General features: G+C 40.9%; 19 protein-coding genes and 1 riboswitch. All 19 genes read left to right on the top strand.

From position 1 onward, the window contains the following. Positions 1 to 47 precede the first annotated feature (47 nt). The 19 genes from AC1ECB_RS00715 (at position 48) to AC1ECB_RS00805 (ending at position 23008) form a co-directional block, all read left to right on the top strand. Positions 48 to 677 carry a CpsD/CapB family tyrosine-protein kinase gene (locus AC1ECB_RS00715; protein WP_485667018.1) on the top strand — a complete coding sequence of 210 codons (630 nt, stop codon included), beginning with the start codon at positions 48 to 50 and terminating at the stop codon, positions 675 to 677. 87 nt (positions 678 to 764) lie between these two features. Then, a complete protein-coding gene (locus AC1ECB_RS00720; protein ID WP_485667019.1) occupies positions 765 to 2177 on the top strand; it encodes a flippase in 1413 nt (470 codons plus the stop codon). Next, positions 2177 to 3409 carry an O-antigen ligase family protein gene (locus tag AC1ECB_RS00725; RefSeq protein WP_485667020.1) on the top strand — a complete coding sequence of 411 codons (1233 nt, stop codon included), beginning with the start codon at positions 2177 to 2179 and terminating at the stop codon, positions 3407 to 3409. Before AC1ECB_RS00720 ends, AC1ECB_RS00725 begins: the two co-directional genes overlap by 1 nt. Before the next feature lie 139 nt (positions 3410 to 3548). Next, the gene (locus tag AC1ECB_RS00730; protein WP_485667021.1) at positions 3549 to 4718 is read left to right on the top strand and encodes a glycosyltransferase family 4 protein; all 1170 of its coding nucleotides are present in this window, start codon (positions 3549 to 3551) and stop codon (positions 4716 to 4718) included. A 40-nt stretch (positions 4719 to 4758) separates the two neighbouring features. Then, complete coding sequence (locus AC1ECB_RS00735; RefSeq protein WP_485667022.1) at positions 4759 to 5910, top strand: glycosyltransferase family 4 protein; 1152 nt, start codon at positions 4759 to 4761, stop codon at positions 5908 to 5910. A gap of 41 nt (positions 5911 to 5951) precedes the next feature. After that, the gene (locus AC1ECB_RS00740; RefSeq protein WP_485667023.1) at positions 5952 to 7322 is read left to right on the top strand and encodes a sugar transferase; all 1371 of its coding nucleotides are present in this window, start codon (positions 5952 to 5954) and stop codon (positions 7320 to 7322) included. 128 nt (positions 7323 to 7450) lie between these two features. Continuing rightward, the gene (locus AC1ECB_RS00745; RefSeq protein WP_485667024.1) at positions 7451 to 7810 is read left to right on the top strand and encodes a PilZ domain-containing protein; all 360 of its coding nucleotides are present in this window, start codon (positions 7451 to 7453) and stop codon (positions 7808 to 7810) included. Positions 7811 to 7908: 98 nt separating this feature from the next. After that, positions 7909 to 9198 (top strand): glycosyltransferase family 4 protein, encoded by a 1290-nt coding sequence (locus AC1ECB_RS00750; RefSeq protein WP_485667025.1) that lies wholly within the window; start codon positions 7909 to 7911, stop codon positions 9196 to 9198. A gap of 64 nt (positions 9199 to 9262) precedes the next feature. After that, complete coding sequence (locus AC1ECB_RS00755) at positions 9263 to 10138, top strand: glucosamine inositolphosphorylceramide transferase family protein (RefSeq protein WP_485667026.1); 876 nt, start codon at positions 9263 to 9265, stop codon at positions 10136 to 10138. Positions 10139 to 10188: 50 nt separating this feature from the next. Continuing rightward, on the top strand, positions 10189 to 11346 hold the full coding sequence (locus AC1ECB_RS00760) for a glycosyltransferase family 4 protein (protein WP_485667027.1): 1158 nt from the start codon (positions 10189 to 10191) through the stop codon (positions 11344 to 11346). Between the two features lie 19 nt (positions 11347 to 11365). Further along, positions 11366 to 12367 carry an NAD-dependent 4,6-dehydratase LegB gene (locus AC1ECB_RS00765; protein WP_485667028.1) on the top strand — a complete coding sequence of 334 codons (1002 nt, stop codon included), beginning with the start codon at positions 11366 to 11368 and terminating at the stop codon, positions 12365 to 12367. Between the two features lie 17 nt (positions 12368 to 12384). Next, on the top strand, positions 12385 to 13092 hold the full coding sequence (locus AC1ECB_RS00770) for a sugar phosphate nucleotidyltransferase (protein WP_485667029.1): 708 nt from the start codon (positions 12385 to 12387) through the stop codon (positions 13090 to 13092). After that, positions 13085 to 14002: an NAD-dependent epimerase/dehydratase family protein gene (locus AC1ECB_RS00775; protein WP_485667030.1), complete on the top strand. Its 918-nt coding sequence runs from the start codon at positions 13085 to 13087 to the stop codon at positions 14000 to 14002. The genes AC1ECB_RS00770 and AC1ECB_RS00775 overlap by 8 nt, the downstream gene beginning before the upstream one ends. Before the next feature lie 18 nt (positions 14003 to 14020). Then, a complete protein-coding gene (locus AC1ECB_RS00780) occupies positions 14021 to 15100 on the top strand; it encodes a glycosyltransferase (RefSeq protein WP_485667031.1) in 1080 nt (359 codons plus the stop codon). A gap of 22 nt (positions 15101 to 15122) precedes the next feature. Beyond that, complete coding sequence (locus AC1ECB_RS00785) at positions 15123 to 16058, top strand: D-glucuronyl C5-epimerase family protein (protein WP_485667032.1); 936 nt, start codon at positions 15123 to 15125, stop codon at positions 16056 to 16058. 55 nt (positions 16059 to 16113) lie between these two features. Then, complete coding sequence (locus AC1ECB_RS00790; protein ID WP_485667033.1) at positions 16114 to 17376, top strand: nucleotide sugar dehydrogenase; 1263 nt, start codon at positions 16114 to 16116, stop codon at positions 17374 to 17376. Between the two features lie 22 nt (positions 17377 to 17398). Further along, entirely contained in the window at positions 17399 to 17920 is a 522-nt protein-coding gene (locus AC1ECB_RS00795) for a metal-dependent hydrolase (protein ID WP_485667034.1), read from the top strand. Between the two features lie 64 nt (positions 17921 to 17984). Beyond that, a riboswitch (cyclic di-GMP riboswitch) is annotated at positions 17985 to 18071 on the top strand. A 199-nt stretch (positions 18072 to 18270) separates the two neighbouring features. Next, positions 18271 to 21657, top strand: coding sequence for a tetratricopeptide repeat protein (locus AC1ECB_RS00800; protein ID WP_485667035.1), 3387 nt, complete (start codon positions 18271 to 18273; stop codon positions 21655 to 21657). A gap of 22 nt (positions 21658 to 21679) precedes the next feature. Next, positions 21680 to 23008, top strand: a complete 1329-nt coding sequence (locus tag AC1ECB_RS00805) for a nucleotide sugar dehydrogenase (RefSeq protein ID WP_485667036.1) — start codon at positions 21680 to 21682, stop codon at positions 23006 to 23008. Positions 23009 to 23022: the final 14 nt, after the last annotated feature.

Consider the following 23022-nt stretch of genomic DNA (forward strand, 5'->3'; position numbering starts at 1 on the left):
GGCGGTCCCGAAAGGGTGGGCGGCCACAAGGTAAGCAGGCTCGCTATGTGATTTCAGACAGGGAACAATCTCCGTTTGCAGAATCATTTCGGGTTTTGTGTGCCAGCATCCGCGATGCCAAACCCCAAGGGAAAGTACAGACGGTTTTATTTACCAGTGCTAATTCTGGTGAGGGAGGGGCAATGGTTGCCGTTAACTCGGCCACGCTGCTGGCGTATGCAGGGTATAAGGTGGTTTTAGTTGATTGCGATCTTCGTGCACCTATCGTGTATGATATCTTTGGATTGGAGAATACTGGATTAACAAATCTCATTCGGAATGAAGTCTCTCAGGAAGACATTTTGCAAGATTCCAGAATTTCCAATTTGAAAGTTGTGACCTGTGGTCCACTGCCGTTAGAATCCGTTACTATCTTGTCTAATCCCAAAATACGTGTCTTATTAGATTATTTACGTACTCAGGCGGATTATATTTTTCTTACCAGCTCGCCTATTTTAATTAAAATGGATGCTGTTATTTCAGATGCCTGTGTTCTAGCTTCAAAAGTAGATGGTGTTGTGCTGGTCGTCGATAGCCGGGCAGTAAAACCTCAAAATGCAAAAAAAGTATTGGAACTGTTACTTGGTGCTAAAGCAAATATTATCGGTACAGTACTAAATGATGCGATTGATTATTGATAAATGCGCCATTGACTGGTGAATAATAATTCCTTTTAGTGAGGTATAAGATTAGCCATAAGGGTGGTAGGATGGAAAATTATTGATATGAAACAGATGCCGAAAACAGTATTGGGAAATTTTAGTGCAGGCTTGATGGGAAGGCTTTCGACCCAAGTTATTTCGTTTATAATGGTTATCTATTTGGCGCGGGTATTAGGCCCGGAGTCTTATGGCGGTATCAGTGTGGTGCTTGCTGTTATAAGCTATTTTAATTTGTTGGCAACCTTTGGATTGCCGATGGTAGGAATACGCGAAGCGGCTCGTAAGCAAAACCATTGCGAAAAATCAATAAGTCAAATACTCTCGGTGCGTATTTGCCTGGCCATACTATCTTATTTCTTGTTACTTGCTTATGGATGTTTTTTTATTTCCGATACTTACTTGTTTTATTTACTTTTGTTATACGGTCTAACTATGCTGAGTTCTTCTTGGTTGCTGGATTGGGCTTTTATTGGGATGGAAGACTTGCGATCATTGGCTATTGCGAATGTGTTGGGCAGTCTTTGTAGCTGTATATTTATAATTTTGTTAGTTAAAAACGCAGCAGACATTTTTTATATCCCGGTTATTATGTTTACGGGATCCGTTCTGTCATGTATTTTCCTATACCATTTATTCCACAAGGTTCATTCATTGCATTTGAGCTTTACTCTGTTGAATTATCGCACAGTATTAAAATTAGCAATCCCCTTTGCCATCACAGGTGGACTATCCCAAGTTTACGAAAACTTCGACATAGTAATGCTGGGATTCATGGTCGACCATCAGGAAGCTGGATATTACAGTGTAGCCTATAAAATCGTATCAGTGCTTTCAGGGATTATAGGAATATATAGTCAATCAACCTTTCCGGTAATGATTCGCTTACGTGAAAATAACCCCGGACTTATGGGAGCTTTTCTAAAACGGAATATTTACAGTATGTTGTTTTTTATGCTGCCGATTATTACGGGTGGAACTATATTAGGGACTAATATCATTGAAACCTTTTTTGGCGAGATGTACCTGGGAGCCGCAACTTCATTTATGTTATTGCTTTACTATATTTTTTTCATGGCACTTAGCATTACGCTGGCAAATTGGCTTTTGGCAGTAAATGAAGACAAAAAATATATGGACACATTGCTATTGGGCGCCATAATGAATGTTACTGCTAACCTGGTGCTGATACCACTTTGGAAATCTGCCGGAGCTGCAATGTCCATGATCATCGCTGAAGTAGTGGTGTTTTCTTTTTTGGTGATTAAGGTTAAAGCCTTACAGCAAGAAGAATGGGTTGACAAAAAACTTCTCTTTATTTTAACAGGAAGCTGCATTTGTATGGGAATCTGTATACTTACCATACAAACGCTGTTTCAGGTGCATGTCGGTTTTTTGATCTTTGTGGGGGCGGCACTGTATAGTGGCCTATCGTGGCCTTTTTGTGCCAAGTATTTTAGGAGGACTTTTACAGAGTAATGGTGTCTATAGTAGTGGTATTTACACTGGTGTTATATACGACATTCTCATTTAATCCAATCGCAGAAATTCCCATTTTGGGGAGAACATTAAACATGTCTCCAGGCGACATGTTTACCATTCTGTTTGTGATTGGTATATTTCTCAAAGCTCTTACTCAAGTACCCGACAAAATAATTAGTCAAAGACCACCGGCGGTAATTCGCTTTTTGTATGCGTATATATTTTTGGCTGTGGTCTTTTTACTATCAACATTCCTGTTCTTTTTGACACATAATGAACTGGTGCCATATTTCGGGCGCAGTCTGTTTAATTACTTGCTATGGTGCATTGGTCTGGTATTATTTTATTACGGTTCAGATTCTCAGTTCCAAATTAAAGAGTTGCGGCTAATTGCCTGGCTGTTGATGGGATCGCTTGTTATTGGGGTACTGAGCAATATATTGCTTGATACATCGATAGAAAATTTCATCAAACTGATTACGGACACGTTCAAATCTGACCAAATACGATTGGTGGGGCAGGTGGGTGACCCGAACCAACTGGGCGCACTTGCCGCATTTTTTTCCACCATTGGCATTATGGGCGTGCTGTATGAACAGCACTATGCTGCCAAATTGGTCTATTCAATATTAACAGCCGGAACTGGACTTATTTTAGTACTTACTCAATCGCGGGAATCGATATTTACTTTATTTATTGCAATACTATGCATTTTTATTTTTCTGTTGCGGTCCCAGCAATACGGTAAAGCATTTCTTGTTTTGCTGGGTTTGTCATTGGGCAGTGCGTTGGTCCTGATTAATATTCCCAGAATTATTGAAACGCTGATGGCAGTAGCAGCCGGCGATTCAAAATATGCACTTAGTGACCGGGCGCAGGTATGGCTCACGGCTTTACAAATTATCTCGACGCATCCGTTGGGCATAGGATTTGAGACTATGTATCTTATATCCAATAATACGATTCAGCAAGCGCATAACGCTTTTTTGCAGTCCGCTATGTTAGCTGGTTATGTCGGTTTTTTTGTATTTGTAGGTTTTGTTATTTGTTTAATTAAACTATTGTGGGACCAGAAAAAACTTGTTGCCGATAATTGGATGCTTGAAGCATATTTTGTTTTTCTTGTCGGATATCTTGTAACCGCTTTATGGTCAGACCATTTTATTTCATTTTATACTTTTAATGCAATTTTCTTCGGATTTTTAGGATTTGTTGCCTGTGCACGTTGACGTTAGGTTAAAAGTTTGTAAAGTTTGTAAAGTTTGTAAAAAATTAATAGTTTTTGCAGGTTTTTGTGATTTTTTGGCGAATGTATTTTTTTATTCGGCATTGCTGAAATGCCATGTGGTAAACGGAGGGCGGGTGTTTATGAATATTGTTTTACTTCCTTCTCCCCCATTTGAAGAAATCGGTGGAGTATCAACACATGTATATATGTTGGCGAAAGGGTTTCGCGAGCTTGGACATAATGTTTATTTAATCAAGGAATATCCACCATGTTGGTTTCGTGTTCCTTTTGTCAGAGTACCCGAATTAGTTCTAGCGAAAATCAATTTATATTTTGCAAGGAGATATAGGCGATGGGCTGAGGACTTGTATTATGTTGTAAGTGCTTTGTGGAAAACGAAGGGCAGGATGGACGTTCTAAACATCCAAAATGTACAGCATGTGGAAATAGCAAAGCTCTTGCGCCGTTTGACAAGATGCAAAGCAATTCTGACTGTTCATGGATATTTAACTTATGAAGCAGAAGACCTAAAGTGGTGCAATGTTGGGGATAAAACGCATCAATGGCTTTGGTCTATCGAGCAGTCAGGCTATGGTCAATTCGATACACTCATTTGCGTAGCGAATGCATTGGAAACTCATCTTAAGCAATTTGCTAATAAAGCAATTACACGCATACGTAATGGATTGGATACAGATTATTTTTGTCCAGATAGTAGTTTAGGTTCAAATGATGAAGTATTCAATATTGTTTTTGCGGGGATGCTGCAGGAAAGTAAAGGTGTCATGGATGCCTTAAAGACAATTCGAATTCTGGTAAAGGACTTTAATAAGCGATCTATCTCACTAAAAATCGCAGGAAAAGGTAATCAAGAGGTATTAGCTAAGAAATACGTTGCAGATAATAACTTGGAAGATTATGTAACCTTTTTGGGGGCTTTGAGTAAAGAAAAAATGCCGGCTTTTTATCGCGAAGGACAAATTTTTCTTAGCACTTCAAAAGTCCGAGGCGTATTAGGTAAGGGCGAGGAACCTTTTCCATATACGAGTCTTGAAGCTATGGCATGCGGGAAACCGATTGTTGCGTATAGAACCGGCGGGTTGCCTGATCAGGTGCAGGACGGGGTCAATGGCTATTTAGTTGAACCGGGCAATGTTAATGATTTAGCTAACCGCGTGAAGGAATTAATTGATAATACGGAGTTGCTGAAAAAAATGGGAACTGCAGCGAGAATCCATTGTGTTCAAAATTTTTCCTATATACAAATGGCGCAACAGTATTTGACGGTTTATGAGCACGGGGAGAAGTGAAAATGCGGATAGAACTTATTTATTGATGGGGGGCTAGAGAGTGTTGCGGGTTGCGATTGTGTCGGATATTTCGCCAGGCAATATTGGCGGGGTTGAGCGATTTACCGTTTCAATTTCGGAAGAATTAAAAAGACGAAATATTGAGATTGATGTATATGATAGGAGCGCAATCGACAACTGGCAAGATAAGTGGTATGACAAATATTTTCTTAACCAACGCAGAAATTTGCAGATTGGAAATGCCGCTTGGAGAAAAATTGCCTCAAGTTATGCTGAGACAGATGTTATCATCCAAAATAGTATAGCAGGCTGGAATTTGCGCGGAAAGACTAATATTCCCCGCATTGTGATTCACCACGGGACTGTAAGGGGACTCTATCATATCCATCTGCCGCCCAATATTTCATGGCGAATGAAGTTGAATCGATATGTCGGTTTAATTCGGCTGAAAGGGGGAGTAGAGCAGTATACGGCCAGCGGGGCAACTTCGGTAGCAGTTTCCCGTGCAGTTGCCGAGGAACTAAGAAAATATTATACAGGCATTAATCCAATAGTGATTCCTAACGGGATTGATACCAGGCACTTCGCTAAGCAGGAACAAGTATATTGTCGACAAAAATACGGAATTGAAAAGGACGAGTTTGTTGCTTGCTTCACGGCTAGATTTGGCGTATTGGGAAAAGGATTTGAAGAGTTGCATGATCTTGCCAAATTAGCATGGAAAGAGCAACTTCGGATCAGATTTTTAATTGCAACAGATGAAATACCGCACGGTTGGCCTGATAACGTCCTGTTTGTAAAAAATGTAAGCTACCAGGAGCTCCCCGAATTATACTCGGCAGCGGATATCCTCGTATTTCCGACTCGCTACGAAGGCTGCAGTTATTCCCTATTGGAAGCGATGGCCTGCGGGCTGCCTATTCTTACGACGCGGGTGGGTTACGCCAAAGATTTACAACGAGATATTGTTGAGCTGGCTCCGTTTATTTTTGAGAAAAACGATGTCGAAAAATACTGGAGAACATTAGTGCAGCTTGCAGACAAGCCATTATTTTTAAGAGAATTAGGTGCTATTGGTGCCGAATATGTGCAACGCCATAACAGTCTGGATGTTATGATGGACTCGTATGTAAAACTGATTGCGAAAGTTACTAAAAAAGATATTCCATTCCTTTATGCTAAAAATGTATAAAAGATATACTGGATAATCACTGGTTGGAAAGAAGGTGTAGCTTGGGTACACAGTTTCCAGGATTGAGTAGATTGATCATATTTGTTGGCGATATGGCAATTGTTGCAGTTTCATCTTATGTAGCAATGTGTATTGTTGTTGCCTATAGCGCTGTTGATCTTGATATGGAGCTTTATCACAGAATGCTACCAGTCATGCTAAGCATTGTCGGATTATTGGTGGTTTTTGAAGGGTTGCTTTCATTGAAGCGCAAAAAACAAATCGAAGTAATGCTTGATTTGGTGATCGCAATGGTGAAGATGTTCGTTATCATGATGGCCATTAGTTTTTTCCTGAGAGAGTTTGCTTATTCTCGCAGTATTTTACTACTCGCTACGATTATTCAATTTGTTGGTCTGGCATTTTGGTATAGCTTGTGGTGGCGGTTTGAACACCATAAGATGATTCCCCGCGAGGTTTTGGTTATGGGATCGGTCGATGAAAACCACCGGCTACTCGCTCATCTACGTACTAATACATATCTTAAAGATCATGTGAAATATATTTGTCCTGACTTTGACGGCGGGCAGTGGAGAGCATTCATTACAGATGTTGACTTGGTAATCCTTTCTACTGAAATGCAACTTAGCCAGAAAGCGGAACTGTTGCATTATTGCCAAATGAATAATAAACAAGTGTTTATCCTTCCAAACTTCTACGAATTGTATTGCAGCAAAGTTGATTTGGATAAAATTGATGATATCCCTGTTTTTCGACCACGTTATCTGGGACCCACAGCGGAGCAGCGAATGTTGAAGCGCTTTTTGGATATTTTTATTGCTACAATTGCTACAGTAGCCTTGGTTCCGGTTTTTGTACTGATAGCCATCGCCATAGGAGTGGATAGTCCTGGTCCGATATTCTTCACCCAAAGACGCGTCGGTCAATACGAAAAAGAATTTAGCATTTTTAAATTCCGTACGATGTGCGTTGATGCCGAAAAACAAACCGGCCCTGTTTTAGCGACAGTCGATGACCCTCGCATTACCAGGGTAGGGCGTTTTATCCGGGCAACGCGTATTGATGAACTTCCTCAATTGATTAATGTACTCATCGGTAATATGAGTATTGTGGGTCCGAGGCCGGAGCGAGCCTTTTTTGTCGAGATGCTGAAAAAAGAACTGCCGGAATATATTCATCGCAGTAACGTGAAACCTGGAATTACCGGGATGGCTCAGGTCTATGGCAAATACAATACTTCACCCCATGATAAGTTGATTTACGATCTAATTTACATACAGAAATGCAACGTACTAACTGACTTGATGATTATGTTGAAAACAGTTCGGGTTTTAGTATACAAAGAACACTCCGAGGGTGTTGGTGCTGAGAGCCGCAAACGAAGTACTAGTGATCTGCTAAATAGAATGTAATAGAACGTAATAGAACGTAATAGAACGTAATAGAACGTAATAGAATGTAAATATGTTTTGGTTTGTTGCGATTTTGATAACATGAAATCACTGTCGCGAAAGTCATCTTAATTGAGGAAGGTGTCTATGTGGATTATCACGAGAAGCGTGAATGGGGACGAATCAGGGTTTCTCAAGCGTTGATACTGCGATCTGAAAAGGATCCGAAGCGATCTTACCATGCCGTAGCAATTGATGTATCGGAGGAAAATATCGGAATTGAAACTAATGCGCGATTATCACTGGGAGAATGTATACAGCTGGAATTGGCATCTGAGAGCAAACCAATAGTAGTCCAAGCCATTGTCAAGCGAATTTTTAATAATAGATATGGTTGTACATTTACCGACGCTGATGTTGGAAAGATTTTTTATTATTATGGTAACATAATCCGAAACACGATAGCAGAATTGAAGGTCCAGGGAAAACATCTATTAATGCTAATCTAAATCTTGAAATTCTAACGAAGGAGCACGATTTGCTAAAGTGAATGAAATAGCATCTGATTGTAACTATGGGCTGTAAAGCTGGAGGTACTTGGATAAATATGGTAGAAGATAAACGGGATATGAGAAGTAAAAATGTTTGGTTCTTTCACCATTACGCTGTATTACCATCCATGAGCGGACAGATAAGACCATTTAATTTTGCCAATCTGCTCAAGGAATCAGGTTTTGATGCAATAGTTTTTGCGGCCTCGTATCTCCATCATTCTGATGTGAATTTGATAAATGATGGTCGCAAGTACTTGCTCAATAATGAATATGGCGTCCCGTTTGTTTTTGTGAGCACTCCATCTTCTGCAAGCGGAGTGGTTGCCCGGATTAAAAATATGGTAATCTTTTTTATGAGCTTGTTGAAAAATTCCAGACAATTTGCAAAAGAGCATGGGAAGCCTGATGTTATCATTGCTTCCAGTCCACATCCGCTGACGATGATTGCCGGCATACGAGTGGCCAGGAAATTTAAGATTCCCTGTATTTGCGAAGTTCGCGATTTGTGGCCTGAAGCTATTTTTGCGTTTGGCAAGTTGAAGGAGCATAGTCTTCTGGGAAAATTGTTAACCGCTGGTGAACATTGGATTTATAGAAATGCCGACGCGCTAATTTTTACCAAGGAAGGTGATACAGACTATATAAAAGCGCACAAATGGGATACCGACAATGGTGGGGACATTGACTTGAAGAAATGTCACTACGTCAACAATGGCGTAAACATAGAGGCTTTTTTAAAGAACATTGCTGATAACCCCATTAAGGATACAGACCTGCTTGATGATAAATTCCATGTTGTATATATCGGCTCCATTCGACCGGTTAATGATGTTAACATGCTGTTGGATGCAGCCGCTTTACTGAAAGAGCATAGCGATATTCAGTTTCTTATCTACGGTGACGGCAATCAAAAAGAAGCCCTGGAGCAACGTGTGCTTGACGAGGGCCTGAGCAATGTAAAGATGAAAGGATATGTGGATCGACGATTTATTCCCTATGTCTTGAGCAAATCATCAGTAAACATTTTGAACTATTCCCAGTCGAAGTACAATTGGACAAGGGGGAATAGCTCCAATAAATTATTTGAGTATATGGCATCAGGCAAACCAATTATTTCGACGATAAAAATGGGATATTGCATCTTAGAAAAGTACCAATGCGGTCTTTCATTAGGAGCATCAACACCGGAAGAACTTGCAAGGACGATATTGAAGGTGCATGATATGCCACGAGAGCAGTATGAAGAGATGGGCAGGAATGCGCAAACCAGTGCTGCGAATTTCGACTATAAGGCGTTGACTGCAAAATTAATTGCAGTAATTGAGAGTGCTTCTGGGAAATAGTGATTAAATTAATTCCAGTAGTTTTGAAGGTTGAAGGTGCAATGTGATGATATCACTAGAAAAATTGTTTATTTTCAAACAATGGTTTATTGCTTTCAGAAAGAAACAGCCATTTTCTGTACCTATGGCGATGAATGGTTTTCAAATTATTCGTCCACCGGCAGGCAGATTTTTTGCCGACCCTTTTGTAATTGAAAACGAAGGGAAAAATTATATTTTTTTTGAAGACTACCGCCTAAAAACTCGAAAGGGTGTTATTAGTTGCATAGAAATTGATAAACATGGCAACTGTTCAGAGCCCCAGACTATATTAGAGAAAGAATACCACCTTGCATATCCTTTTTTATTAAAAACAGATCAAGGAATATTTATGCTCCCGGATACAAGCGCGAATAATACAATAGAGCTTTATGAGGCAGTGAAATTTCCCTGTCAATGGGTGCTAAAAAGAGTGATGATGAGCGGATTTAAGGCAAGTGATTCAACAATATATCCATACAATGGAAAATTGTGGCTGTTTACAAATATTATGAATCCGTGTGAGCCGGCTGGCAAGGGAGAACTTTGCGTTTTTTACGCCGATTCGTTGTTTGGTGAGTGGCAACCTCATAGGCGCAATCCAGTAAATCAAGATCCCCGAACTGCTCGTCCGGCTGGCAATATTTTTTCTCACGATGGAAAAATAATCAGACCGTCCCAAAATTGTTCTTTAGAATACGGAGCATCGGTTATGGTTAATGAAATTACCCGCCTGACAGAAACGGAATATTTAGAACAACAATTATTTGAGATTGGACCGGAGTGGTATCAAAACAACCGAAGGCTGCACACCTATAATTCTAATATTCATTGGGAAGTAATTGATGGACTTATCGATAGCGTCGATATTTTCAAACCAGTACGATGGTTGTCGTCATATTGGTTTCGATGTCATAAATGATTAGGCGCATTATATATCTGATAACGTGGTAGCATAGGAGATACGAATGAATGAAAAGAGTAACTATTCTTTCCTCTGCCGATCCTCGACAAAAGCGTGGATTACAGGTCGTTGCGCTTACACACGCCAAGAGTCTGCGCAAGTATGGATTGGAAACAGTGCTATTTTGTCCGAGCACCAAATTTGAGTCATTCGAGTTGGAAGGTGTGCCAGTATATACTTTCGCTTTTCAGAGACGGAGTAGCTCATTACTAAATTTTGTGACTATGATGGATAATTGCTGGCGTGGATGGAAGGGGCATTTTGGCAAACAGGAACCAAATATTCTCCATGGGCATGATTATATGACGTACTATTTTTTAAGTAATTACCTATCCAAGAAAGTCAATAAGATATTTACAGTGCATGATCCGATGATTTACCATCACAAAATGTTAGGCCGGTTGCCACAGGGTTCAAGCTTAAAAGAAAGAATGATGACTCATATTGAAAATACAGTGTATGCCCGAAGCTCAAAAATCCATTGTATTTCAGAATATACGCGAATTCGAATTGCTAATAAAGAAGTGCTGGCTCCAAAGCTTAAAATAGTGTCTGATTGGGTTGATATGGACAAATTCGTACTGCCGGTCAATAAAACTCAGGCGCGTTTGAAACTTGGTTTCGGGTCCAATGATTTTGTTATTTACACGCTTCGTGGTTTGCAGGCTCGAATGGGCATAGGTAATTTGATCCAGGGCTTTAAGTTAATCAAAGACAGCATTCCTGGCGCGAAACTCATTATTGGCGGGAAAGGAGCCTTGCGTAACGAGTTGGAAGAGTTGGTGAGATGTCTGGATATTTCAGATTCGGTCACATTTCTCGGATATGTGCCTGAGGATGAAGTCGTTCCCAGGTATCAAGCCGCAGATGTTGTTATAATGCCTTCCATTGACGGTGAAGGTTTTGGGTTGCCTGTTCTCGAATCCATGGCCTGCGGAACTCCTGTTCTAGCCACGCCAGCCTGTGCACTACCTGAAGTGTTGAGTGGGAAACGGGAACGACTGTTTTCCGGTATTTTTCCAGAAAATATTGCAGCTGGAATCCTATCATTTTATCAGCATTGGCAAGCAAATGGGAGTGATGCAAACGTTGAAAGACAATATGTGCTGGATCATTTTGCTGAGGACAAGCTTATTAAATTAATATTGGATGATTATGGAGGGTAAATTTGCGAGGAGATTAGACATGAATAGAAAAATATTAGTTACGGGGGCTGACGGCTTTATTGGTTCGCATTTAACCGAAGAACTGATTCGACAAGGGTATAATGTGCGCGCCTTTGTAATGTACAATTCCTTTAATTCCTGGGGGTGGTTGGACTATTCCGAAAAGGAACTGTTGAATAATCTGGATGTTTTTTCCGGTGACATCCGTGATCCAAACGGCGTGCGTGAAGCGATGAAAGGCTGCGACGTGGTACTACATCTGGCGGCGCTGATTGCTATACCATATTCTTACCATTCGCCGGACACTTATGTGGATACCAACATAAAAGGAACGCTCAACGTTATCCAAGCGGCAAAGGATTTAGCTGTGTCCAAAGTCGTTCATACTTCGACCAGTGAGGTATATGGAACGGCACGGTTTGTTCCTATTACTGAGGAACATCCATTACAAGGACAATCACCTTATTCGGCAAGTAAAATTGGCGCTGATCAGCTGGCCTTGTCTTTTTTTCGGTCTTTTGGCACGCCCATTGCAGTAATTCGCCCGTTTAACACCTATGGGCCCAGGCAATCTGCCCGTGCAGTCATACCAACGATTATTACGCAAATTCTAGGTGGAGCCGGCAAAATTAAGCTTGGTTCGTTACATCCAACCCGAGATTTTAATTATGTTAAAGATACAGTAGCAGGATTTATTTCGGTCATGAATTCCGATGCTGCTATTGGTGAGGTTATTAATATCGGTAGCGGTTTTGAAGTTTCGATTGGGGACACAGTTACTATGATTGCCGATATTTTGCGTTCTGAAGTTGTGATAGAACAGGATGAAATACGCAAGCGGCCCGAAAAAAGCGAAGTGGAACGATTATGGGCCGATAATTCAAAAGCACAGACACTGTTAGGATGGAAACCTCAGTATGCGGGCGTGAATGGATTTCGCAGGGGGCTTGAGGAAACTATACAATGGTTCAGCCAGCCAGATAATAGACAAAGTTACAAATTCAACCGGTACAATATATAATTTGTGGGGTGTAGTTTATGCAAGCTGTTATTCTGGCAGGTGGCAAGGGTACAAGGTTAAAACCCTATACAATGAATTTTCCCAAGCCGCTGATGCCGATTGGTGAGTATCCGATTTTGGAAATCATTATTCGTCAATTGGCCAGTTTGAATTTTGACAGGATTACTATTTCTACAGGCCACCTTGCGGAACTCATCGAAACCTATTTTGGTAATGGTGAGCGATGGAACGTGAATATTGAATATGTGCGGGAAGTAATTCCATTAAATACAGCAGGTGCCTTAAAATTATTATCTAACTGTGAAGAGAACTTCCTGGTAATGAATGGCGATGTATTAACAACGATTGACTACAGGCAGTTGGTGCAAACTCACTTGGATAAAGGAGCCAAAGCAACTGTTGCAACAACGCAGCGTGATGCGAAAATCGATTTTGGCGTGCTCGGCATTAATGATGCAGGTTTTATGGAATCTTATACCGAAAAACCAAGCTATCACTTTGAGGTAAGCATGGGGGTTTATGTTTTATCAAAAGCTTGTATTGATTTTATTGATAGCGGCGAATCACTAGGAATGCCGGATTTATTTTTACGAATGCAAGCGGCGGGTGAGAAGGTTTATTGTTATCGCAGTGACGATTACTGGCTGGATATCGGCAGAGTAGATGATTATGAAAGAGCGCAGCAGGAGTTTGAGCGTTATAAGGACAGATTCATCCATGAATAATAGATGTGTTTTGATTACAGGGAGTCAAGGCTTTATTGGGAGTCATCTCACTCGGTGGATCAAGCAATGGTATCCCCAGGCCCTGGTTATTGGTACCAGCCGAAAAAAATTCGCAAGGGAAGGACAAATAGATGTTGATTTAACAGAGAAAGAAAGTGTTGGCGAATTAATTCAGCGGATAAGGCCGGATTGTGTGTTTCATCTTGCCGGGATACTGTACGCCAATAACTTCGAACAATATTATGAGGATAACATTAAGACGACAATTAATATTGCAGAAGCGGTTAAGGATAGTAAATTACAAACTCGAATTATTTTATTGGGGTCAGCAGCAGAGTATGGGAATGTGATGGTGAAGGATCTTCCGTTAACTGAAGAACAATCGACAGCGCCGGTATCGTTTTACGGATTATCCAAAGTCTGTCAAACCGAGGTAGCTCGCTATTATAGCAATCAAGGGTTAAACATAGTGACGGCAAGAGTGTTTAACGTATTTGGACGCGGGATTTCCAGGCATTTGTCAATCGGTTCTTTTCTATATCAAATAGATAAAATTGTTTCTGGAGCAGCAGCTCCTGTTTTAGTAACAGGAAATCTAACGGCTCAAAGGGATTATTTGTTTATTGAGGATGTATGTTCGGCACTAGTATGTCTGGCGGAAAAAGGAATCAGCGGTGAAATATATAACGTTTGCGCCGGACATTCGGTTTCTATGCAGTGGATGCTAGGTCAAATGATTCATGCTACAGGGATAAAAATTGAAATTGTTGTTGACCCCGCAAAATATAAATTGATTGATGTTATGAATATATATGGCAGTTATGATAAAATTGCGCACATAGGGGGATGGAAGCCACGTATTACGGTTGAAGAGGGAATCGTCCGCATGATGGCGTCAGCTGCTTTATAACCGAAATGAGGGTAAAAAATGGACAGTTCTTTTCCATACAGGACAGTCATTTGTTTTTTTGGCGATTCTGCCAATATGCATTTTCGAAAATGGGTTAGATATTTTGTGAAACAAGGGTACGAGACCCATTGCGTTACCTGTTCTCGTCAGGACGTGGAGGGTTCCACCATGCATTATGTAGGGTATGGAATGGGCAAGGCGGATTATGTACTGGCCATGCCCAGAGTAGTAAGAATTGTTAGGCAGATAAAGCCGAGCCTAATCCATATTCATTTTCTATCAGGATACGGCTTGTTGTCCTTGCCATTGCTTTTTGGGGAAAGACCGTTGATCGGGACTGCCTGGGGTTCAGATGTTTTAATAGCTCCCGCAAAATCTTATATTGCAAAGCAAGTTGTCAAAATTGTATTAAAAAAATCAAAGTTCCTGATTGCGGTATCCCCACAATTAAAAGAGGTAATGGTCAATCTCGGTGCTGATTCAAATAAAGTCGCAGTTTTGCCGATTGGGGTGGATACGAAGGTTTTTATTCCTGCGACAAATAGAGACGGGCATTTGCTGAAAATACTTTCTCTTAATTCCCATGAACCTGTATATAACACCGGTGACGTTATTGAAGCTGTTGCCGAAGTGAAATCTCAGGGGCGTGATATTAAGGCTGTTTTGGTAGGAAAGGGATCAGAAACGGAGAGACTGAGAGCTCAGGTAGCTTCCCTTGGATTAGATGATTGCATTTATTTCCCTGGACGGGTTCCGCTCCAAGAATTGTTAGCTCTTTTACAGGAAAGTCAGGTCTATGTTTCCATGGCGAGTTCCGGAGGGACACCCGTATCATTACTTGAAGCAATGGCTTGTGGCGCTTTCCCGATTGTCACAGATATTCCGGGGCATAGGGAATGGATAGAATCTGGATTTAATGGAATTCTGGTTCCGCAGGGTTCGGCTCATTTACTGGCGAAGGCTATTTTAAGAGTTGCAGACGGCAGTATTGATAGGCAAAAAGCACGAGTGCATAACAGAAAATTGGTTTTGCAGAAAGCTGATTGGGATTCTTGCATGCTTGACGCTGAAAAGATTTATCGTGAAGTTACAGGCTGAGCTGTTGGTACAGGAGGAATTGATGAGAGCGTTCAGCATAATGAATAAATGGATTAGAATGTTGAATGGAAAAAGCATTTTACATGTTAATCAAGATGTTGGCAAAGTATACTCAAAAAATGAAGTGAATGGCTATTATAATAATTTGACGGAAAAAGTATTGAACCCAGCGGCATTATTAGATGAAACTGGCCTTGTATATAATGTTACAAGCGATGGGAAGAAAGTGTATTTCTCAATAGCGATATTTCACTATGGACTTGGGGCATATGATTTGTTTATTCTAACAGGTTGCTCGAAATACAAAGAAGCCTTTATGAGAACCGTTGAATGGGCATTGAACAAGCAGGAAGAAAATGGTGCGTGGGACACCTTTTCCATTGTAGGAACCAGAGTACCCTACTCGTCGATGGCTCAGGGAGAGGGTGCCTCTTTACTTGTTCGAGCTTATAAAGAAACCCGTGATGATAAATACTTGAAAGCCGCAAAGCAAGCTGTGGATTTTATGTGTATCCCGATCGCTGATGGAGGCTGTACACAATATATGGATAATAAACTATGGTTTAAAGAATATATTGAAAAACCAGTTGTTCTAAATGGTTTAATATTTTCAATCTGGGGACTTTACGATTATTACAAAGCGAGTAATGATCAGGCTTATAAGAAGATACTGGACAATGCGATTCAAACTCTTGAAAAAGATATGGAGACATTTGATTGTAATTATTGGTCAAAATATGATATGGAAAATACGATAGCGAGCCCATTTTATCACCGACTACATATAGCTCAAATAAAAGTCATGTATGAATTATTTGGCTGCGAAATTTTTCTGGAATATGCAATAAAATGGGAAAAGTATCAAAAAAACAGGCTAAACTGCTGCAAGGCGTTCATTATAAAAGCTTATCAAAAGATAACCGACACAAAGACTGAAAGAATTATAATTATACGCTAGAAATTTTTCGAGATGTGCAGTCTGGATTTTACACGAATAGTAAGGAGGAGTTTCTATGACAAGGATTTGCGTTTTGGGTTTAGGATACATCGGACTTCCGACCGCAAGCGTTTTTGCCGCAAATGGATTTCACGTTGTTGGTGTAGACGTTGATTCCCAAATTGTTGAGGTACTGAGTAAAGGACAGATTCATATTAACGAGCCGGGGTTAAAGACTGTTGTATGTGCGGCGATCCAATCCGGAAACATGCTCGTGAGGCAAGTGCCCGAGCAGGCTGATGTTTTTATTATCGCTGTTCCTACCCCGCTAAAAGATGATAATTCGGCAGAATTAACATATGTTATACAGGCTACGGAGTCAATACTGCCATTCTTGCAAAAAGGAAATTTGGTAATTCTGGAATCAACAGTTCCACCGCGTACCACGGAAGACATTCTAGTTCCTATTTTGCAAAAAAGCGGCTATAAAATTGGCGAAGAAATTTATCTGGTGCATTGCCCGGAAAGGGTGCTGCCGGGAAATATCCTGCATGAATTCGTTAGCAATGATCGTATTATTGGCGGAATAAATGACAAGTCATCCGATAAAGCAAGGGGAATATATGAAAAAGTAGTGCAAGGGAACTTATTAATTACGGATGCCACATCGGCTGAAATGGCTAAATTGATGGAAAATACTTATCGCGATGTCAATATTGCACTGGCAAACGAGGTTTGCAGAATAGCCTATGATTTGAATTTGGATGCGCTGGAAATCATTAAATTGGCAAACATGCATCCGCGTGTGAATCTACATCAACCGGGTCCGGGAGTCGGAGGACATTGTCTGGCAGTGGATCCATGGTTTATTGTTGAAAAATCCAACAATGCAGAATTAATACGGTTGAGTCGGGAAATAAATGATGCAATGCCGAATTTTGTTGTCGGATTAGTAAAAAAAATGCTGGATCAAGTAGTAAAACCTAAGATTACGGTATTGGGAGTTACTTACAAAGGCAATGTGGACGACATAAGAGAAAGTCCTGCTACTAAAGTCATCCGCGAACTTAAACAAGCAAATATTGATGTAGGTATATACGATCCATATGTAAAAAATTATGAATTTGAAGTGTCAAATCTGGAAGAAGCTTTCGTAGCATCTGATTTGATTTTGTTGTTAGCAGATCATAAAGAATTTAAATATCTTTCAGCTGATGAACTGGGGTTTCTTATGCGCAACAAGCAGTTATTTGACACTAGAAATTGCTTAAATCATAGTAAGTGGAAAGATGCCGGATTTAGTGTCAAGGTGCTCGGAAAAAACAATCAAAATAGCTGAACCGGCGAAGACGGGAGGAAGAATGTTACCACTATCCCATGTTGGATTTACGACTGCCGCAGTGAAAGTGCTGGAAACGGGTTTGCGGCTTCGGCAGATTGATTATCGAATCGTTATTGTCTCTTCGTTATTGCCGGATCTGATCGACAAATCCTTGTTTAAGTTGCTTGAAGGCAGTTATACATATGAGAGTCGTGCTTTTGGTCATTCTTTGGTTTTTTTAGGGTTTATTGGAATTCTCGCAGCTATGCAATGGCTTTGGAACAAAGAAACATGGCTATTTCCGGTTTGCATCGGGACATTGTTTCATGATGTGTTTGATGTGATGTGGATTCACCCAGGCATTTTCTACTGGCCATTTGAAGGTTGGCAGTTTTCCAAACCCATAGATGAAGCTTGGTTGGGAACAGTTCAATTGGGCTGGTATAAGATAAAACAAAGAGATCTATTTGATAACATCAGCGTGCTGATCCTGTTATACTTTTTTATGAAAGTTGCTCTGGGTGGCAAAATTTTTGAATTTGTTCGAAAAGGCAAGCTCTAGATCTCCTGTAAAGTAAATACAAATTGACAAGATATAGATTTGCCGGTAAAATATAACTAGATAATTTAAAAATTGGCATACCCGTTGAAAAGCGGTGACGCAAAGCCGTGGGTCTAACGGCCGTGGTGCCTATGACTGCCTGGTTGCTCTTACAAGTATTTATCAAGTATTTATTTGTGAGTGTTACCAGGCATATTCTTATTTTCCAGAAGAAAGGTTAACTTCCCCTGGATATTTTCTTTAAGTAATCTTTAATTTTGCTTCCTGGCTAGTATGGTATAATTATCCAGACGAAAGCAAGGAACTGTGTGATTAATACATCTTTTACATGAAAGATGAGGTGTAACATATTGAAAGATCGACGGTTTTGGCTGGCTGTTGTTTCGGCATGTATGGCCACACAGCCTAATACTGGTGAAGCGGCGGCAGCCATAGTACCTGATGCAGGTCGTGAATATTCTGTTCGTGTACATACTTCTGCGGCAGAGGAAGAGGCAGTTGTCTCTTTGTTTGACGATTACCGTTATGAGGAGGTTATAGAAACAGCTAATGCGGCATGGCCACGGTTAGAAGCTATGCCTGACAGAGTATTATACTGTGTGGCTGAATGTTATATTCGGACAGGACAGGTACGGTTAGCTAAAACCAGTTTTGAGTTACTTATCGCTCACAGTCCGCAAAATCATAGGTATCGCGCGGGTTTGGCTTATACATTACTGTATGCTGGTCAACTGGACAGGGGCATAGCTATGTATCGTCAGGTGCTGCTAGAAAATCAGGGAATGCTTGCAGGTGCAGCAGAAGACGCAGCGGCACTCCTGTCAATGGGCAATATAGGCGGTGGAAAAGCGTTATTTCAAATGGTCATAGATAGTAGTTCTGATAAGCAACACTATTCTCAATTGTATGAGAATAGCCTGCGTATGTATAGGCTGGCAGACGATGTCCCTGCAGTGCAGGCTCCATCAGCTACTGTTGCACAGACGGCTGTTTCTGCTGAAAATGAGCGGAAGTTGTTACATACTCAGGCTGTGGAAATGGCTCAAAATGGCCAATATCAGCAGTCCCTGGATATTATGGCTCGTCTTGTTAAGGCAGATGCGCAAGATAAATCGCTTCTTTTTGATTATGTCACTATTTTGCAACAGGCAGGTCAGAATGAACAGGCTATCAATGTATATAATCAGCAGTCTGGTACAGGTATGCCTTTTTCTGTGATTCGAAGCGTTAGTACCGCATATTTTCAGTTGCAAGAGTATGACAAGGCCCTGGCTGTGCTGCAACCGGCAATTTTTCGTGGCGAGAGGGACGCACTTTTGTGGGCTGGGGAAATGAACTTACGCTCTGGTAATACTATAGCCGCTCAGGCCTATTATGAGCGGCTATTATCCCTGAACCCAAACGATTATGAGGTGTATTTCAGCCGTGGGATGTTGAGTTTGCAGATAAAAGATTACAAACAAGCGGCCCGGGATTTAGAACGGGCGCGGAGACTGCTGCCAGAATGCCCGGACAAGGCTGATCGGTTGACTAAGTTGGAACATAATTTGGCCATTGCCTATATGAATAGCGGTCAAGACCAAAAGGCGGCTTCAATTTTAGTTAATTATACCAAAACCCTACCTGTCGAAGGTTCACTTGCCAGCGACTATATAATAGCACTTGGCAATAGCTCTCAGTATGAACTGGCAGTCCGGGAGGGAGAGCGGCTATGGCCTACTTATACAGATGTACCAATTTCCGGACTTAGGTCTCTGGCTGAAAGCTACCTTCGCCTTGGAAAACAGGGAGAAGCTTTGGCTGTATATCGCTATCTTGCCAGGCTGCAGCCGAGTGACAATGCTAGCCGGCGGATGTTGGCTTTCCAGTTAATGCTGAATGGCCGTACAGCAGAAGGACTTAGCTATTACGGTCAACTACTCGACACAGCACCAGCCAGTGCGGATGCAGTGATCGCGGATGCTGTAACTCTTATCAATACAGATAAGTATATTGACGGGAAATCACTGTTTGAATTAGTGCTAAGCAAGTATCCAAATCCGGCGTATCGCCGGCAGTATGCCGAAGTTTTAGTAAAGAAAAATCACAACCGTGCAGCTTACAAGCAATACCAATTGTTATCTGCTCAACCGGAAGGGGAACTGGATGGATTATCAGGTATGGCTCGCACAGCCAGCGCGTTAGGTGATTATTCGAACTCCCGCCAGGCGCTGGATACAATTACGAGTAAGTATGGACGGAGTAAAGCCGTTACAGCTCTTGAGCCCAAAACAACCTCTGCTGAACGCCAGGATTATCAAGGCCCAGAGCCACGGGTATTAGGTGCGGCGACCTCCCAAGCAAGTCCGGCATATGCTATAGCTGAATTGAAGAATCCAGCTGGTTTGGGTAACTCTGGTGCCACTGCGGTAAAAGGCAATACAGAAATAGCCAAAGATGAGTTTGCTTATGAAATGGCGCAACTTGCCGCCAATTTTTTAGCTGCACCTGTAACCAGTACTGAAAATTTTAAAATTGAGTTTGCTTTTGCCATTTCTACCATTACGGCCAAAGCAATGCCGCTTATACCTAGCGAACAAAGAAACGACTTTACTTATGAAATGGCACAGATCACATCGAACGTAATTAATGATCAAAACTTAGATGTGAAAAAAGCTAAAATGCAATTTGCACAACTTACAACAAAAGTGGTAAATCGTATCGATAAAACCACCGCTGATAAAAAAATAACAACTTTAAGGAAAAATGATACCATTGAGTCTCAAACATTGGCCAGTTCGAACAAAACCGGCGGCGATAGTCCCAAAGCAAGTGCTTCAGGCGATGTTGACCCAGCCACATATAATAGCCTTATGGATGATTTGATGCAGGTTGGTGATAGCAGCAAGCATAAAAACAACAAGATCAATGTTGACGGGGAAATTCGCTTTCATTACGCAGCAAATAGCGGTTCTACGCAATGGGATAAAGATGCATCAGGACTCCGGCTTTATCTTGGTGCCGATACAAGAATCAATAAGGATTGGCAGTTGTTTAGCATGCTGGAAGGTCAAAAGAGTATAAAAAATTATAACAATAAGCTCGAACTTTCCCGTCTGTATTTGGAAGGAAAAGTAGGTGCATCTACGGTGAAGGCGGGTAAATTCGGCTACCTGATGGCAGAAGGAAATATTTATGATAGCGGCTTTACCGGTGTTAAAATTGATTTTGGTGATCCGATAAAATACTCGCTTAGCTATGGGGAAACCGAAGATACAAAAACAACATATATAGCAACGGCACGGTATAAGGATTTCGATTACAATCTGGAAACCGGTGTGTATCATTACCGCCTGGATGACGGTTCTAATAAAACCAACACAATCTGGAATATTGGTGGTAACTATAGTTTTAGCAATTTCAGCATTGGGGCCATGTACTTGGGTTCTAGCCTAAAAGATCGCAAAGGGAACAGCGATGGCTATGTACTTAGTCTTAATTATGGCGACCTACGTACATACAGGCCGGGAACCTATAGTATGTTTGCAAAATATTACAATCAGCCGCAAGGAACATATATTGACCATGGAATGAACGGCAAAGGCAATTCCATGCAAGGCATGAAAGGCTATGGTGTAGGAGTAAGTTATGCATTGGCAAAAGACTTGGTTGCGGGTGTAGAATACTATGATCTATCTGACAAAGTTTCCGGCGAAAAAGGAAAAACGATATGGACTCAACTGACGCATTATTTTTAACTTTATAAGTAGGTGAATTGGCATGTCATTGGAAGTAGTTAACGGAATAAAGGCAAAAAAAGATTATGTAGCTGTTGTAGGTCTGGGCTATGTAGGGTTGCCAATAGCAGTGGCATTTGCTGAGAAATTCAAAACACTGGGATTTGATATTAATCAGGAAAAAATTGACACTTACAAACAGGGGATTGATCCTACCCACGAAATTGGTGATGAAAGTATCCAAAGCTCGACATTAGAATTTACTACCGACCCTGCAAGACTGCAAGAAGCTAAAATGATTATCATTGCCGTACCAACGCCGATTAATGGTGATAAAACACCAAATTTGTCACCGGTTGTTGATGCTAGCCAAATAGTAGGGGAAAATTTATCAAAAGGAAGTATTGTTGTTTTTGAATCCACAGTATATCCGGGTGTAACGGAAGATATTTGTATACCTATTTTGGAAGCAGAATCTGGTTTGCGATGTGGCAAGGATTTCAAAGTCGGTTATTCTCCTGAACGAATTAATCCCGGAGATAAAGTACATCGACTGGATAACATCACCAAAATTGTTTCCGGTATAGATGAAGAAACACTGGCAGAGATTGCGGCAATGTATGAACTAATTATTCATGCCGGCGTATATAAAGCACCGAGCATTAAAGTAGCAGAAGCCGCAAAGTTATCGGAAAATGCCCAAAGAGACATTAACATTGCCTTTATGAATGAATTGGCAATGGCTTTTGACCGAATGGGAATTAACACCAAAGATGTTATTGATGCCATGAATACCAAATGGAATGCTCTGGGGTTTTATCCGGGCTTAGTAGGCGGACATTGTATTGGGATTGATCCATATTATTTTATTTATCAAGCTGAAGTACTCGGATATCATTCAGAAATTATTGCCGCTGGGAGAAAAGTCAATGACGGCATGGCAACTTTTATTGCTCATAATGTAATCAAAAAAATGATTCAAGCAGGTAAAGATGTTAATAAATCCAATATATATGTTATGGGAATCAGCTTCAAAGAGGATTGTCCTGATATGCGCAACTCAAAAGCCGTAGAGCTTTGTAAGCAACTTACCGGATATGGAATCACAGTAAAAGTAGTAGATCCAGTTGTTGATAAAACAGAATACAAAAGAGAATTACATCAGGAGCTTGTGGAAATAAAAGATGTTTCCAATGCCGATTGTCTGATATTTTTGGTAGGGCATCAACAGTTTAAGGATTTAGGGGTAGCAGATATCAAAAGAATGTTCAGACAGAAAGATAACCAGTCGAAGCATGTGATTATTGACATCAAGAATATAATTGATCAGAAAGAACTGGAAGAAGAGGTTTATTCTTACTGGAATCTTTAGTCAGGAGAGGTGGT

The sequence above is a fragment of the Sporomusa sp. 246TCP1 genome (assembly GCF_057319775.1).

What these genes read in the sequence shown, in the direction of transcription:
- AC1ECB_RS00720 (WP_485667019.1), top strand. Translation starts at nt 765, where the DNA reads ATGAAACAGATGCCGAAAACAGTATTGGGAAATTTTAGTGCAGGCTTG.
- AC1ECB_RS00725 (WP_485667020.1), top strand. Translation starts at nt 2,177, where the DNA reads ATGGTGTCTATAGTAGTGGTATTTACACTGGTGTTATATACGACATTC.
- AC1ECB_RS00730 (WP_485667021.1), top strand. Translation starts at nt 3,549, where the DNA reads ATGAATATTGTTTTACTTCCTTCTCCCCCATTTGAAGAAATCGGTGGA.
- AC1ECB_RS00750 (WP_485667025.1), top strand. Translation starts at nt 7,909, where the DNA reads ATGGTAGAAGATAAACGGGATATGAGAAGTAAAAATGTTTGGTTCTTT.
- AC1ECB_RS00760 (WP_485667027.1), top strand. Translation starts at nt 10,189, where the DNA reads ATGAAAAGAGTAACTATTCTTTCCTCTGCCGATCCTCGACAAAAGCGT.
- AC1ECB_RS00765 (WP_485667028.1), top strand. Translation starts at nt 11,366, where the DNA reads ATGAATAGAAAAATATTAGTTACGGGGGCTGACGGCTTTATTGGTTCG.
- AC1ECB_RS00770 (WP_485667029.1), top strand. Translation starts at nt 12,385, where the DNA reads ATGCAAGCTGTTATTCTGGCAGGTGGCAAGGGTACAAGGTTAAAACCC.
- AC1ECB_RS00775 (WP_485667030.1), top strand. Translation starts at nt 13,085, where the DNA reads ATGAATAATAGATGTGTTTTGATTACAGGGAGTCAAGGCTTTATTGGG.
- AC1ECB_RS00780 (WP_485667031.1), top strand. Translation starts at nt 14,021, where the DNA reads ATGGACAGTTCTTTTCCATACAGGACAGTCATTTGTTTTTTTGGCGAT.
- AC1ECB_RS00785 (WP_485667032.1), top strand. Translation starts at nt 15,123, where the DNA reads ATGAGAGCGTTCAGCATAATGAATAAATGGATTAGAATGTTGAATGGA.
- AC1ECB_RS00790 (WP_485667033.1), top strand. Translation starts at nt 16,114, where the DNA reads ATGACAAGGATTTGCGTTTTGGGTTTAGGATACATCGGACTTCCGACC.
- AC1ECB_RS00795 (WP_485667034.1), top strand. Translation starts at nt 17,399, where the DNA reads ATGTTACCACTATCCCATGTTGGATTTACGACTGCCGCAGTGAAAGTG.
- AC1ECB_RS00805 (WP_485667036.1), top strand. Translation starts at nt 21,680, where the DNA reads ATGTCATTGGAAGTAGTTAACGGAATAAAGGCAAAAAAAGATTATGTA.